Source organism: Clostridium estertheticum (assembly GCF_018861295.1).
In the GTDB taxonomy this organism is placed as follows: domain Bacteria; phylum Bacillota; class Clostridia; order Clostridiales; family Clostridiaceae; genus Clostridium_AD; species Clostridium_AD estertheticum_D.
On sequence record NZ_JAHLDM010000010.1, the window covers coordinates 15,174 to 29,650 of the forward strand.

At 34.2% G+C, this 14,477-nt stretch carries 12 protein-coding genes and 1 other annotated feature; all 12 genes read left to right on the top strand.

What is annotated here, in order from left to right:
* The first annotated feature begins 38 nt into the window (after window positions 1-38).
* The 12 genes from secE to fusA all read left to right on the top strand — a co-directional run bounded on the left by secE (window position 39) and on the right by fusA (window position 14,438).
* Window positions 39-263 (top strand): preprotein translocase subunit SecE, encoded by a 225-nt coding sequence (gene secE, locus KPL54_RS11410; protein ID WP_216106702.1) that lies wholly within the window; start codon window positions 39-41, stop codon window positions 261-263.
* 45 nt (window positions 264-308) lie between these two features.
* Complete coding sequence (nusG, locus tag KPL54_RS11415; RefSeq protein ID WP_071614645.1) at window positions 309-830, top strand: transcription termination/antitermination protein NusG; 522 nt, start codon at window positions 309-311, stop codon at window positions 828-830.
* Window positions 831-906: 76 nt separating this feature from the next.
* Window positions 907-1,332, top strand: coding sequence for a 50S ribosomal protein L11 (rplK, locus tag KPL54_RS11420; RefSeq protein WP_216106703.1), 426 nt, complete (start codon window positions 907-909; stop codon window positions 1,330-1,332).
* Between the two features lie 58 nt (window positions 1,333-1,390).
* Window positions 1,391-2,080, top strand: a complete 690-nt coding sequence (gene rplA, locus KPL54_RS11425; RefSeq protein ID WP_071614643.1) for a 50S ribosomal protein L1 — start codon at window positions 1,391-1,393, stop codon at window positions 2,078-2,080.
* A 37-nt stretch (window positions 2,081-2,117) separates the two neighbouring features.
* Window positions 2,118-2,254, top strand: a sequence feature (ribosomal protein L10 leader region).
* Window positions 2,255-2,289: 35 nt separating this feature from the next.
* On the top strand, window positions 2,290-2,790 hold the full coding sequence (gene rplJ / locus KPL54_RS11430; RefSeq protein WP_216106704.1) for a 50S ribosomal protein L10: 501 nt from the start codon (window positions 2,290-2,292) through the stop codon (window positions 2,788-2,790).
* Between the two features lie 140 nt (window positions 2,791-2,930).
* Window positions 2,931-3,290 (top strand): 50S ribosomal protein L7/L12, encoded by a 360-nt coding sequence (gene rplL, locus KPL54_RS11435; protein ID WP_071614641.1) that lies wholly within the window; start codon window positions 2,931-2,933, stop codon window positions 3,288-3,290.
* 263 nt (window positions 3,291-3,553) lie between these two features.
* Window positions 3,554-7,267, top strand: a complete 3,714-nt coding sequence (gene rpoB / locus KPL54_RS11440) for a DNA-directed RNA polymerase subunit beta (RefSeq protein ID WP_171295823.1) — start codon at window positions 3,554-3,556, stop codon at window positions 7,265-7,267.
* 20 nt (window positions 7,268-7,287) lie between these two features.
* Window positions 7,288-10,821: a DNA-directed RNA polymerase subunit beta' gene (gene rpoC, locus KPL54_RS11445; protein ID WP_171295822.1), complete on the top strand. Its 3,534-nt coding sequence runs from the start codon at window positions 7,288-7,290 to the stop codon at window positions 10,819-10,821.
* A 121-nt stretch (window positions 10,822-10,942) separates the two neighbouring features.
* Window positions 10,943-11,185 (top strand): ribosomal L7Ae/L30e/S12e/Gadd45 family protein, encoded by a 243-nt coding sequence (locus KPL54_RS11450; protein WP_071614638.1) that lies wholly within the window; start codon window positions 10,943-10,945, stop codon window positions 11,183-11,185.
* A 115-nt stretch (window positions 11,186-11,300) separates the two neighbouring features.
* On the top strand, window positions 11,301-11,684 hold the full coding sequence (gene rpsL, locus KPL54_RS11455; protein ID WP_071614637.1) for a 30S ribosomal protein S12: 384 nt from the start codon (window positions 11,301-11,303) through the stop codon (window positions 11,682-11,684).
* A gap of 145 nt (window positions 11,685-11,829) precedes the next feature.
* Window positions 11,830-12,300, top strand: coding sequence for a 30S ribosomal protein S7 (gene rpsG, locus KPL54_RS11460; protein WP_071614636.1), 471 nt, complete (start codon window positions 11,830-11,832; stop codon window positions 12,298-12,300).
* A gap of 74 nt (window positions 12,301-12,374) precedes the next feature.
* Window positions 12,375-14,438, top strand: coding sequence for an elongation factor G (gene fusA / locus KPL54_RS11465; RefSeq protein WP_216106705.1), 2,064 nt, complete (start codon window positions 12,375-12,377; stop codon window positions 14,436-14,438).
* The last annotated feature ends 39 nt before the right edge of the window (window positions 14,439-14,477 follow it).

Genomic DNA, 14,477 nt, shown 5'->3' on the forward strand with positions numbered 1-14,477 from the left:
TATAGCATAAACACAAAAACAGTGGGGATGTGAATAAGATGGCTGTTACTGGGAATGTTAAATTAAAAGAAAAACCAAACAAAAGAGGCATAGTAAATTTTTTCAAGGAACTTAAGGCAGAAACGAAAAGAATAACTTGGCCTTCAAAACAAGATGTTAAAAAAGCAACTTTTGCAGTGGCGAGTTTTACTTTACTTTTTGTAGTATTTGTAGGTTTGTTGGATTATGGGTTTAATAACCTCTATATGCTAATCTTTAAATAAGGTAAAGGAGGGAGGTAGGGGACGGAATTCTCCACCCCTTGAGCTATGGCAGATAAAGCTAAATGGTACGTTGTACATACATATTCTGGTTATGAAAATAAAGTTAAAGTTAACCTAGAAAAAGCGATCGAAAATAGAAACCTTGAAGAATATGTACATGATATTCAAGTTCCTATGGAAGAAGTAGTTGAAGTAAAGGATGGAAAACAAAAAATAACTTTAAAAAAAGTATTTCCAGGTTATGTGATGGTGAAAATGCTTATGACAGATGAATCTTGGTACATAGTTAGAAACACAAGAGGAGTAACAGGATTCGTAGGGCCGGGTTCTAAGCCGGTAGCTCTTACTGAGGATGAAGTTAGAACTATGGGGATTGCAGAAAAAACTATAGTTTCTGATTACGAAGTAGGCGAGAGCATACAGGTAACATTCGGACCATTAGAAGGATTTGTTGCTCTAATACAAGAAATTCATTTGGAAAAGCAAAAAATCAAAGCACTTATAAATATGTTTGGCAGGGAAACCCCTGTTGAGCTAGAATTTAATCAGATACAAAAATTAGACTAAGTACTAAATAAAACGAAAGTTTTATTAAGTGGGAGGATTTTTAATCCGATTACCACAATATAGGAGGTATAAATTCATGGCTAAGAAAATAACAGGGATGATAAAACTTCAACTTCCAGCAGGAAAAGCTACTCCGGCACCACCAGTTGGACCAGCACTTGGACAACATGGTGTTAATATTATGGGATTTTGTAAAGAATTCAATGCGAAAACTGCTGATCAAGCAGGCATGATAATACCAGTAGTTATAACAGTATATCAAGATAGATCTTTTAGTTTTATACTAAAGACTCCACCAGCAGCTATATTATTAAAGAAAGCAGTTGGTTTAGAAAGCGGTTCTGGTGTTCCAAACAAAACCAAAATTGCTACAGTTTCTAAAGCTAAAGTAAGAGAGATAGCAGAACTCAAGATGCCAGATTTAAATGCAGCATCAATTGAATCTGCTATGAGTATGATAGCTGGAACAGCAAGAAGTATGGGAATAGTTGTAGAAGAATAATTTTGAATTAATTACGTGGGAGGTAAAAACCGTTATTACCACGAAGGAGGATACTATTATGGGAAAAAATTACAAAGAAAGCGCTAAACTTATAGATAAAAGTGCTTTATATACACCAAAAGAAACTATGGACCTTGTAGTAAAAACATCTAAGGCTAAATTCGATGAAACAATAGAGCTTGCTATAAGTCTTGGTGTTGATCCAAGACATGCAGATCAACAAGTTAGAGGTGCAGTAGTACTTCCTTATGGAACAGGCAAAAGTGTTAAAGTCCTAGTTTTTGCTAAAGGTGATAAAGCTAAAGAAGCAGAACTTGCAGGAGCAGATTTTGTTGGAACTGATGAATTAGTTGATAAAATTCAAAAGGAAAATTGGTTTGGATTTGATATAGTTGTTGCTACTCCAGATATGATGGGTGTTGTTGGTAAATTGGGTAGAGTGTTAGGACCTAAAGGTTTAATGCCAAATCCAAAATCAGGAACAGTTACATTTGATGTTACTAAAGCAATAAATGAAATCAAAGCTGGTAAAGTTGAGTATAGAGTTGATAAAACTTCTATAATTCATGTAGCTATTGGAAAAAAATCTTTTGGAGCTGAAAAATTAATTGCTAACTTTCATGCATTAATGGAAGCAGTAGTTAAAGCTAAACCATCAGCAGCTAAAGGACAATATTTAAAATCAGTATCAGTTTCAAGTACTATGGGACCTGGAATAAAAGTAAATCAGGCTAAAGTGTTAGATTAGTATAGACAAATAGGCTTAAACATGGTATGATTTTTAAAGTAAAATAAATGATATTCCGTAGATAGTAGGTGCGAAAGCGTAAAAGACAACATACCTACCGAGGATTCCAATAAATGTGCTTGTGTACAGATATTAGGTCTCTTCGTGTCTACGGAGAGATTTTAATTTTCTTATAAAGCAGTTAAAAACTGTTAGGAGGTGGATACACAGTGTTAAGCAATAATAGACAAGTAAAAGAAGTAAAAGTGGCAGAAATAAAAGAAAAATTAGCAAAAGCTAAAGGTGTAGTACTTAGTCAGTATCAAGGTCTTAATGTAGAAGAAGATACAGAGCTAAGAAAAAACCTTAGAGAAGTTGGGGTAGAATATAAAGTATATAAAAACACTTTAGTTATTCTAGCGGCTAAGGAATTAGGAATTGAAGGTATAGATACTTATCTACAAGGATCTATTTCATTAGCATTTGGATATGAAGATGCAACTGTTGCAGCTAGAGTTTTAAAGGATTTTGCAAAAACTCATAAGAAATTAGAGCTTAAAGCAGCTTTAATCGAAGGCAAAATATTCGACAGCGCAGAAGTTAACGCGCTTGCATCAATACCATCAAGAGATGTTCTTATTGCAAAATTACTTGGAAGCTTCAAGGCTCCATTATCAAATCTTGCATACTTATTGAACTCAATTAAAGAGCAAAAGGAATCAGCACAATAATATTTTAAATATTATGTGAAGGTACATAGCTAATTAATTTAATTGTTTCAAATTATACCTTCTATGAAGGTGATTATGCCTTGTTTATAGGCAAATACAAATATATATATACATGAAAAAAATTCGGAGGTGCATTTATAATGACAAGAGAAGATATTATTCAAGCTATAAAAGATATGAGTGTTTTAGAATTAAATGAACTAGTAAAAACTTGCGAAGAGGAATTTGGCGTAAGTGCTTCAGCACCAGTTGCTGCTGCAGGAGCTGCTACAGCTGTCGCTGAAGAAAAAACTGAATTTGACGTAATTTTAAAAGCTGTAGGACCTAACAAAATTAAAGTTATTAAAGTTGTTAGAGAATTAACTGGATTAGGACTTAAAGAAGCTAAAGATATAGTTGATGGAGCTCCAAAAACTATAAAAGAAGCTGTAAGTAAAGATGATGCTGCTGCAATGAAAGCTAAACTTGAAGAAGTTGGCGGCGAAGCAGAAGTAAAATAATTTTATTATAAAACAAGGGTACTTTTATATAAGAGTGCCCTTTTTTAAAATGTTATGTTGACATAGAATTATAATTATGATAATATTGCGTAATGTAAGAAAACTAGTAATTTTATATTAAAATAAATGTAATTATTGGTTATTGTGAATTAAATTAACAAATAAGGTTATAATAATATGATAAGTGTCTGAATCCAGAAGCATAAGGTCCTAATGGAAAGTGTGTTTTTGGTTATTTTAGTTTATACAAGGGGTGAAAGCTGATGGTACATCCTGTCCAACTAGGTAAGAGAACAAGAATGAGTTTTTCAAAGATTGCAGAAGTAACTGATATGCCAAATTTAATTGAAATACAGTTAGATTCTTATGATTGGTTTTTGAAAGAGGGACTTCAAGAAGTTTTTGATGATATAAATCCTATTCAAGATTACACGGGAAATCTTGTTCTAGAGTTCGTAGGATACAAACTTGATATAGAAAATATTAAGTATACTGAAGAACAATGTAAAGAAAGAGATACAACTTACGCAGCGCCTTTAAAAGTTAAGGTTAGATTGCGTAATAATGAAACAGGTGAAATCAAGGAGCAAGAAGTCTTTATGGGAGATTTCCCACTGATGACACCACAAGGAACATTTGTTATTAACGGAGCAGAAAGAGTTATAGTAAGTCAATTGGTTAGATCACCAGGGGTTTACTACAATTATTCGGTTGATAAAACAGGCAAGAAACTATACTCTGCTACTGTAATTCCAAACAGAGGAGCATGGCTAGAGTATGAAACAGATTCTAATGATATCGTATATATTAGAATTGACAAGACTAGAAAACTGCCAATAAGTATCTTAGCAAGAGCTATGATGGATAATGGTAGTGATTTAGACTTACATCAATTATTGGGTGAAGAAGAAAGATTAAAGGCAACAATAGAAAAAGACAATACTAAAACAAGAGAAGAAGCTTTGATAGAAATATATAAGAGATTAAGACCAGGTGAACCACCTACAGTAGATAGCGCTGTATCTCTTATTGATTCATTATTCTTTGATGCGAAGAGATACGATTTGTCAAGAGTTGGTAGATATAAATTCAATAAAAAATTATCAATTAATCACAGAATCGCAAATCAAATCGCTGCTGAGAATATTGTCAACCCTACAACTGGTGAAGTTATAGTCGAAAAAGATCAAAAAATAGATAGAGAAACAGCTTTAGAAATTCAAAATCTAGGAATTAATGTAGTAGATCTTCAAGTTGAGGATAAAGTAATAAGAGTTATAGGAAATAATTTTGTTAATCTTAATAAAGTAGTTAACTTTGATATTTCTGACCTTAATATTAGGGAAATGGTTCATTATCCAACATTAAAAGAAATACTAGATAATTATAGTGATGAAGAAGAGATTAAAGAGCAAATAAAAGCAAATAAAACTAGATTGATACCAAAACATATAATTAAAGATGATATGTATGCTACAGTGAGCTACGAGTTAGGACTAACTTACGATATCGGTTATATTGATGATATTGATCATTTAGGAAATAGACGAATTAGATCTGTAGGGGAACTTTTACAGAATCAATTTAGAATAGGATTATCTAGAATGGAAAGAGTTGTTAAGGAAAGAATGACAATTCAAGACCAAGAAGGAATTACTCCTCAAGCACTTATAAACATAAGACCAGTAGCGGCAGCTATAAAAGAATTTTTTGGAAGTTCTCAACTTTCTCAATTCATGGATCAAACAAATCCATTATCAGAACTTACAAACAAAAGAAGATTATCTGCACTAGGACCAGGTGGGCTTTCTAGAGAGCGAGCTGGCTTTGAAGTTAGAGACGTTCATTACTCGCATTATGGTAGAATGTGTCCAATAGAGACGCCAGAAGGACCAAATATAGGACTTATTAATTCACTTGCAAGTTACGCTAAGGTAAATGAATATGGATTTATCGAAACACCATATAGACTTATAGATAAGAAAACATCAATAGTTACTGACAAGATTGTTTATATGACTGCAGATGAAGAAGATTCATATCTAGTAGCACAAGCAAGTGAACCAATTAGTGAAGATGGTACTTTTGTAGATGATAAGGTAACTGTAAGAAAGACAACAGAAATAATGATCGTTCCCAAAAATGAAGTTGATTTAATGGATATATCACCAAGACAGATAGTTTCTGTTGCAACTGCTATGATTCCATTTCTTGAAAATGATGATGCAAGTCGTGCACTTATGGGTTCGAACATGCAGCGTCAAGCAGTGCCATTATTAAAGTCACAATCTCCAATTGTAGCTACTGGAATAGAATATAGAGCTGCAGTAGATTCTGGTGTTCTTCCGAAAGCTAGAAATGCCGGCATAGTTGAGTACGTAAGTGCTAACGAGATTAAAGTAAGAAGAGATTCAGATAGTGGACTCGATGTTTATAAAATTCTTAAGTTTAAAAGATCCAATCAGGGTACATGTATAAATCAGAAACCTATAGTTAATAAAGGAGAAAAAGTTGAAGTAAACTCTGTTTTAGCAGATGGCCCTTCAACAGATCTTGGAGAAATAGCTTTAGGTAAGAACATCCGTATTGGGTTTGTAACTTGGGAAGGTTATAATTATGAGGATGCAATGCTAATATCTGAAGAACTTGTTCGTGATGATATATTTACTTCAGTTCATATTGAAGAATACGAATCAGAAGCAAGAGATACTAAGCTTGGACCTGAAGAAATAACTAGAGACATCCCAAATGTTGGAGAAGATGCACTTAAAGACATAGATGAGGGTGGAATAATAAGAATTGGTGCTGAGATAAGATCTGGAGATATCCTTGTTGGAAAAGTAACCCCTAAAGGAGAAACAGAGCTTACCGCAGAGGAGAGATTATTAAGAGCAATATTTGGTGAAAAAGCAAGAGAAGTAAGAGATACATCACTTAGGGTACCTCATGGCGAGGCTGGAATAATAGTCGACGTTAAGGTATTCACTAGAGAAAATGGTGATGAACTTCCACCAGGTGTAAATGAACTAGTTAGATGTTATATAGCTCAAAAAAGAAAGATATCTGTCGGCGATAAGATGGCAGGAAGACATGGTAATAAAGGAGTTATCTCAAGAGTATTACCAGTGGAAGATATGCCATTTTTACCAGATGGAAGACCGCTTCAAATATGCTTAAATCCACTAGGAGTTCCTTCTCGTATGAATATAGGTCAAGTACTTGAGGTTCATCTAGGTTGGGCAGCTAGTGAATTAGGTTGGCACATTGCAACTCCAGTATTTGATGGTGCACAAGAGGAAGAAATTGAAGCGTGCTTGATAAAAGCAGGATATGATGCAGATGGAAAAACTGATTTATATGATGGGCGTACAGGAGAAGCACTTGATAGCAGAGTTACTGTTGGATATATGTATATCTTGAAATTACATCATCTAGTAGATGATAAAATACATGCTAGATCTACAGGACCATATTCTCTAGTAACACAGCAACCATTAGGTGGTAAAGCACAGTTTGGTGGCCAAAGATTTGGAGAAATGGAAGTTTGGGCACTGGAAGCTTATGGTTCAGCTCACACGTTGCAAGAGATTCTAACAGTTAAATCTGATGATGTTGTAGGTAGAGTTAAAACATATGAAGCAATTGTTAAGGGTGAAAATATCCCAGAACCAGGTGTGCCTGAATCGTTTAAAGTTCTTATAAAAGAACTGCAAGCCTTGTGTCTTAATGTTAAAGTTCTTACTGATGATAGGGAAGAAATTAAAATTAAAGAGTCAGTAGACGATGAAATGGAAGAATTAAATCTAAATGTTAACATAGAAGGTTCAGAAGATGTAGTGCCTGAATCGCCAACTGAAGAGTACGTTGAACTTATTGATGAAGATGAAGAAGTAGATGTTGATATAAATTATGATGAAGTACCATTAGAAGATTTTGGTGAAGATTTAGAATTGAATGATTTTAATGATGAACATTAATATGAAGGGAGGCTGGACCCTTGTTTGAATTTAATAATTTTGATGCTATTCAAATAGGATTAGCATCACCGGAACAAATTAGAGAATGGTCGAAAGGTGAAGTAAAAAAACCTGAGACTATAAACTATAGAACTTTAAAACCTGAAAGAGATGGACTTTTTTGCGAGCGCATATTTGGACCAATAAAAGATTGGGAATGTCACTGCGGAAAATACAAGAGAGTAAGATATAAGGGAATAGTTTGTGATAGATGTGGTGTTGAAGTTACAAAATCAAAAGTAAGACGTGAAAGAATGGGGCATATAGAACTTGCTGCTCCAGTATCTCACATTTGGTATTTTAAAGGAATACCATCTCGTATGGGACTTATTTTAGATATGTCACCTAGATCACTAGAAAAAATTCTTTATTTTGCTTCTTATGTAGTATTGGATCCAAAAGAAACATCACTACTAAGAAAGCAAATCCTTAGTGAAAAAGAATATAGAGAAGCTATTGATAAATTTGGAAATGATAGCTTTGTTGCTGGTATGGGTGCAGAATCTGTTAAAGTACTTCTACAAGGTATAAACTTAGAGGAACTATCTAAGGAATTAAAAGAAGACTTAAAAACAAGTACCGGACAAAAAAGAATTAGAAGTATAAGAAGGCTGGATGTATCAGAGTCATTTAGAAAATCTAAAAACAAGCCTGAGTGGATTATAATTGATGTCATCCCTGTAATACCACCTGATTTAAGGCCAATGGTTCAATTGGATGGGGGAAGATTTGCTACTTCTGATTTGAATGATTTATATAGAAGAGTAATAAACAGGAATAATAGACTTAAAAAGCTTTTAGATTTGGGAGCTCCAGACATAATCGTTAGAAATGAAAAAAGAATGCTTCAAGAAGCTGTAGATGCATTAATTGATAATGGAAGACGTGGAAGACCAGTTACAGGACCAGGTAATAGGCCTTTAAAATCTTTATCTGATATGTTAAAAGGTAAACAAGGAAGATTTAGACAAAATCTACTTGGAAAACGTGTTGATTATTCTGGACGTTCGGTTATAGTTGTTGGACCAGAACTTCAAATGTATCAATGTGGACTTCCAAAGGAAATGGCTTTAGAACTATTTAAGCCTTTTGTTATGAAAAAGCTAGTTGGTAGTGGAGTTGCTCATAATATTAAGAGTGCTAAGAGAATGGTTGAGAGGGTTATGCCTCAAGTATGGGATGTATTAGAAGAAGTAATAGCTGATCATCCGGTATTATTAAATCGTGCACCTACATTGCATAGACTTGGAATTCAAGCTTTCCAACCTATATTAGTAGAGGGTAGGGCTATTAAGCTACATCCACTTGTATGTACAGCATATAACGCTGACTTTGATGGAGATCAAATGGCGGTACATGTACCATTATCTGTTGAAGCCCAAGCTGAAGCAAGGTTCTTAATGCTTGCAGCTCACAATATAATGAAACCGTCAGATGGTAAACCAGTTTGTGTACCTACTCAAGATATGGTTTTAGGAGCTTACTACTTAACTATTGATAAAGATGGTGCAAAAGGTGAGGGAAGAGCATTCTCATCACCAGATGAAGTAATGATGGCATATCAAGTAAAGGATATTGCTATTCATGCAAAAATTAAAGTTAAGGTATCTGGCGTTGTTAATGGCATTAGTGTAACTTCTGTTATAGAAACTACACCAGGAAAATTAATATTTAATGAAACTATACCTCAAGATTTAGGATTTATTGATAGAAGTATTCCTGGCAATGAACTTAACTGTGAAATAGATTTCTTAGTAAGTAAAAAGAATCTTGGTAGCATTATTGATAAATGTTACTTAAAATATGGTCCTTCAGAAACTTCTAAGATGTTAGATAAGATAAAGGCCAAAGGATATCATTACTCAACAATTGGAGCAATTACTGTTGCTACATCTGATATGCAAGTTCCAGAAGCTAAAAAAGAATTGTTAAGAGATGCTGATGAAACTGTAAATAAGATTGAGAAAATGTATAGACGAGGATTTATATCTGAGGAAGAAAGATACCAAAGAGTAATAGAAAAATGGACTAAGACCACAGAAGATGTAGCAAATGCATTAATGGATAGTTTGGATAAATTTAATCCAATATTCATGATGGCAGATTCAGGGGCCAGAGGGTCTAAGAGTCAGATTAAACAATTGGCTGGTATGAGAGGTCTGATGGCTAATCCATCAGGTAAGATAATAGAGTTACCAATTAGAGCGTCATTTAGAGATGGACTAACCGTATTAGAGTATTTCATCTCAACACATGGAGCTAGAAAAGGTAATGCAGATACAGCACTTAAGACTGCCGATTCAGGTTATCTAACAAGAAGACTTGTTGATGTATGTCAAGATGTTATAGTAAGGCACGAAGATTGTGGAACAAACGAAGGTTTTGAGGTTTCAGAGATTTGTGATGGTAGTGAGGTAATTGAACAATTAGTTGAAAGATTAACTGGGAGATATTCTGCTGAAGATATTATTCATCCAAAGACAGGCAAAGTAATAGTTCCTAAGGGTGAATATATGGACATAAATTTAGCACAAGAAGTTCAAAATTCTGGTGTTAAAAAAGTTATGATTAGATCGGTATTTACATGTAAGGCTAAAATCGGTGTTTGTGCTAAATGTTATGGAATGAATATGGCAACTTCCCAAAAAATAAATATTGGAGAAGCCGTAGGAATAATCGCAGCACAATCTATCGGAGAACCAGGAACACAACTTACAATGAGAACATTCCATACTGGTGGAGTAGCAGGGTCAGATATTACTCAGGGTCTTCCAAGGGTTGAGGAATTATTTGAAGCTAGAAAACCAAAAGGACTTGCAATAGTAAGTGATGTAACTGGTAGCGTTAAAATGGAAGATACTAAGAAAAAGAGAGTTGTAATTGTAATTGGTGATGCAGGAGAAGAATTAAGTTACGATATACCATTTGGTTCAAGATTAAAAGTTGCAAATGGTGATAGAATTGAGGCTGGAGACGAAATAATTGAGGGTTCAGTTAATCCGCATGATATTTTAAGAATCAAAGGCGTTAATGGAGTTAAAAATTATTTATCATCAGAGGTACAAAAAGTTTATAGACTTCAAGGTGTTGATATTAATGATAAGCATTTAGAGGTTGTTGTAAGACAGATGACAAGAAAAGTAAAAATTGAGGAATCTGGAGATACTGAACTACTTCCAGGAAATTTAGTTGATATTTTTGCTTTTGAAGATGCTAATTCAAAAGTTGAATCTGAAGGTGGAGTACCTGCTGTAGGTAAGATATCACTATTAGGTATAACTAAAGCCGCACTTGCAACAGAATCATTCTTGTCAGCAGCGTCATTCCAGGAGACAACAAGGGTTCTTACTGATGCAGCTATTAAGGGTAAAATTGATCCATTGCTTGGATTAAAAGAAAATGTAATAATTGGAAAATTAATACCTGCAGGTACTGGTATGACAAGATATAGGACTATAAAGATAAATACTGAAGATGAAGTTAAGGTAGAAAGTGAAAATGATTTAGAACTATAACTTGTAACTAGTTGACAGGCGGATACTAAAATGATAAAATACACCTTGTGTGTGATTTAAATCGAGTAGATGCATCTTAAGTAGATAAATCTTATGATTCTAGTTATGAAGGGAGTTATAAATGGTAGATAAAATTGTAGGTCAGAAGGTCGTTGGAGTTAAACAAACCCTAAAAGCATTAAAGAATAATCAGGGTAAGGTTTTGTATATAGCCAAAGATGCTGATAATAGTATTACTGAGCCTATTTTAAAATTAGCCAAAGTTAATTCCCTGCAAATAGTATTTGTAGACACAATGAAAGAACTAGGAAATCTTTGTGACATAGATGTTGCATCAGCAACAGCATTGCGTTTTGAAGATTAAATTATTGCTAGCAACTAAATAATATAGATATATCATGTGATAACATAACATTAAGTTGTGTTATGACACATTGATATAAATGAAAATTATCTTATAAAAATGGGGAGGTGAAACCATGCCAACTATTAACCAATTAATAAGAAAAGGCAGAAAGACATTAGCTACAAAATCAGCTGCACCAGCATTAAAAAATTGCCCACAAAAAAGAGGCGTTTGTACAGTAGTTAAAACGACAACTCCTAAGAAGCCAAACTCAGCATTAAGAAAAGTTGCAAGAGTAAGACTTACAAACGGATATGAAGTTACTGCGTATATTCCAGGTGTAGGCCACAACTTACAAGAACATAGTGTTGTTCTTATAAGAGGTGGAAAAGTTAAGGATTTACCAGGAGTTAGATACCACATCATCAGAGGAACATTAGATTCAGCTGGAGTTGCAGGAAGACTACAAAGTAGATCTAAATATGGTACTAAAAGACCAAAGCAGGCAAAAAAATAATGCTTTGAACTAAGGTACAATGTCTTCAGCATTTATATATATGATAATTTAAATATTTACATACATTTGCAGAAGTACAGAGTGCTTTGCGGTAGAAATATCGAGTACCTATGAGTTAATTAAAATTGTTAAGGAGGGAAGTAAAGTGCCGAGAAAAGGATATATTGCAAAAAGAGATGTATTACCAGATCCTATGTACAACAGCAAAGTCGTTACAAAGTTAATAAACAATGTAATGGAGGATGGTAAAAGAGGAGTAGCACAAAAAATATGCTATGAAGCTTTTGACATAATCAAAGAAAAGACAGGTAAAGAACCTTTAGAGGTTTTTGAAGCAGCATTAAATAATGTTATGCCATTACTTGAAGTAAAAGCTAGAAGAATAGGTGGAGCTAATTATCAAGTGCCTATCGAAGTTAGACCTGAGAGAAGACAAACATTAGGATTAAGATGGTTATTAATCGCTGCAGATAACAGAGGCGAGAAATATGCAAGAGAAAAACTTGCGAATGAGTTACTTGAGGCTTCAAACAACACTGGAGCAGCAGTAAAGAAAAGAGAAGACATTCACAAGATGGCTGAAGCTAATAAGGCTTTCGCTCATTACAGATATTAATAACAAAACTGTTTTGGCTTTGCCAAGACAGTTTTGTCAAATTTAAAATCACTCGTTGAGAGGAGGAACAAATAGTGGCAAGAGAATATGCTTTAGAAAAATTCCGTAACATAGGTATTATGGCTCATATTGATGCTGGTAAAACAACTACTACTGAACGTATACTATTCTATACAGGAAAAACACATAAGATTGGTGAAGTTCATGATGGTGGAGCTACAATGGATTGGATGGTACAAGAACAAGAAAGAGGTATAACAATAACTTCTGCGGCTACAACTTGTTTTTGGAAAGGTTATAATATAAACATTATTGACACACCAGGGCACGTAGATTTCACAATTGAAGTTCAGAGAGCTTTAAGGGTACTTGATGGTGCAGTTGCTGTATTTGCTGCAAAAGGTGGAGTTGAACCACAATCTGAAACAGTGTGGAGACAAGCTGCTAAGTACAATGTTCCAAGAATGGCGTATGTTAATAAAATGGATATAATGGGTGCAGATTTTTATAGAGTTGTTGAGATGATGAGAGAAAGACTTCATGCTAATGCAGTTCCAATACAACTTCCAATAGGAAAAGAAGAAGGGTTCCTCGGAATTATAGATTTAATTAGAAATATTGCAGAAGTCTATAAGGACGATTTAGGAACACAAATAGAAGAAATAGAAATTCCAGAAGATATGAAAGAATTAGCAGAAGAATATAGAGCAGCTATGGTCGAAGCAATAGCTGAGCTAGATGAAAATCTTATGATGAAATATCTTGATGGTGAAGAAATAAGTGAAGAAGAATTAAAAGCAGCATTAAGAAAAGGTGTACTTAACAATGAAATAGTACCCGTAATCTGTGGTTCTTCATACAAAAACAAAGGTGTCCAAATGATGATAGATGCGGTTATAGAATATATGCCATCACCACTTGACATACCAAATGTTAAAGGACAGGATATTGATACTGCCGAACCATTGGAAAGACATCCAAGCGATGATGAACCAATGGCAGCATTAGCATTTAAAATAGCCACAGACCCATTTGTTGGTAGACTTTGTTTTACAAGAGTTTACTCAGGCATAATGAAAACTGGTACATACGTTTTAAATGCTAACAAGGGTAAAAAAGAGAGAATTGCTAGACTGGTTAAAATGCATGCTAATCACAGAGAAGAAGTTGATGAATTACGTGCAGGAGAATTAGGTGCAATAATTGGACTTAAAAATACAACTACTGGAGAAACTTTATGTGATGAGGATAATCCAATATTGTTTGAGACCATGGACTTCCCAGATCCAGTTATTCATGTAGCTATTGAGCCTAAAACTAAAGTAGGACAAGAAAAATTGGGAATGGCTCTTGCAAAACTCTCAGAAGAAGATCCTACCTTCCAAACTTATACAGATCAAGAAACTGGTCAAACAATAATTGGTGGTATGGGTGAGCTTCATCTAGAGATTATTGTTGATAGACTTCAAAGAGAATTTAAAGTTGAATGTAATGTAGGTAAGCCACAAGTTGCTTATAAAGAAACAATACGTAAGCAAGTTAAAGCAGAAGGTAAATACATTAAACAATCAGGTGGACGTGGACAATACGGTCACTGTTGGATAGAGTTAATACCAACTACTGAACCTTACTCGTTTGAAAATGCTACTGTTGGTGGATCTATTCCAAAAGAATTTATAGGACCAATAGAAAATGGAATTAAAGAAGCATCAAAAACTGGTATTCTTGCTGGATACCCAGTTCTTAACTTTAAAGTTAAAGTAGTTGATGGTTCATACCATGATGTTGACTCAAATGAAATGGCATTTAAGGTTGCTGGTTCTATGGCTTTCAAAAATGGTATGGCAAAAGCAGATCCAGTATTGCTTGAACCAATAATGAGAGTTGAAGTAACAGTGCCAGAGGAATACATGGGTGATGTTATGGGAGATATTAATTCAAGAAGAGGTAGAATTGAAGGAATGGAAGCTGAATCAGGCGCTCAAGTAATAAGAGCAATGGTTCCATTATCTGAAATGTTTGGATATTCTACAACACTTAGATCAAGAACTCAAGGTAGAGGAGTATACAGTATGGAATTTGCTGCATACGAACCAGTTCCAAAGAGCATTCAAGAACAAGTTATAGGCGAAAAATAATAATTAATATATTAGATAATATGTAAATATAAGGAGGAA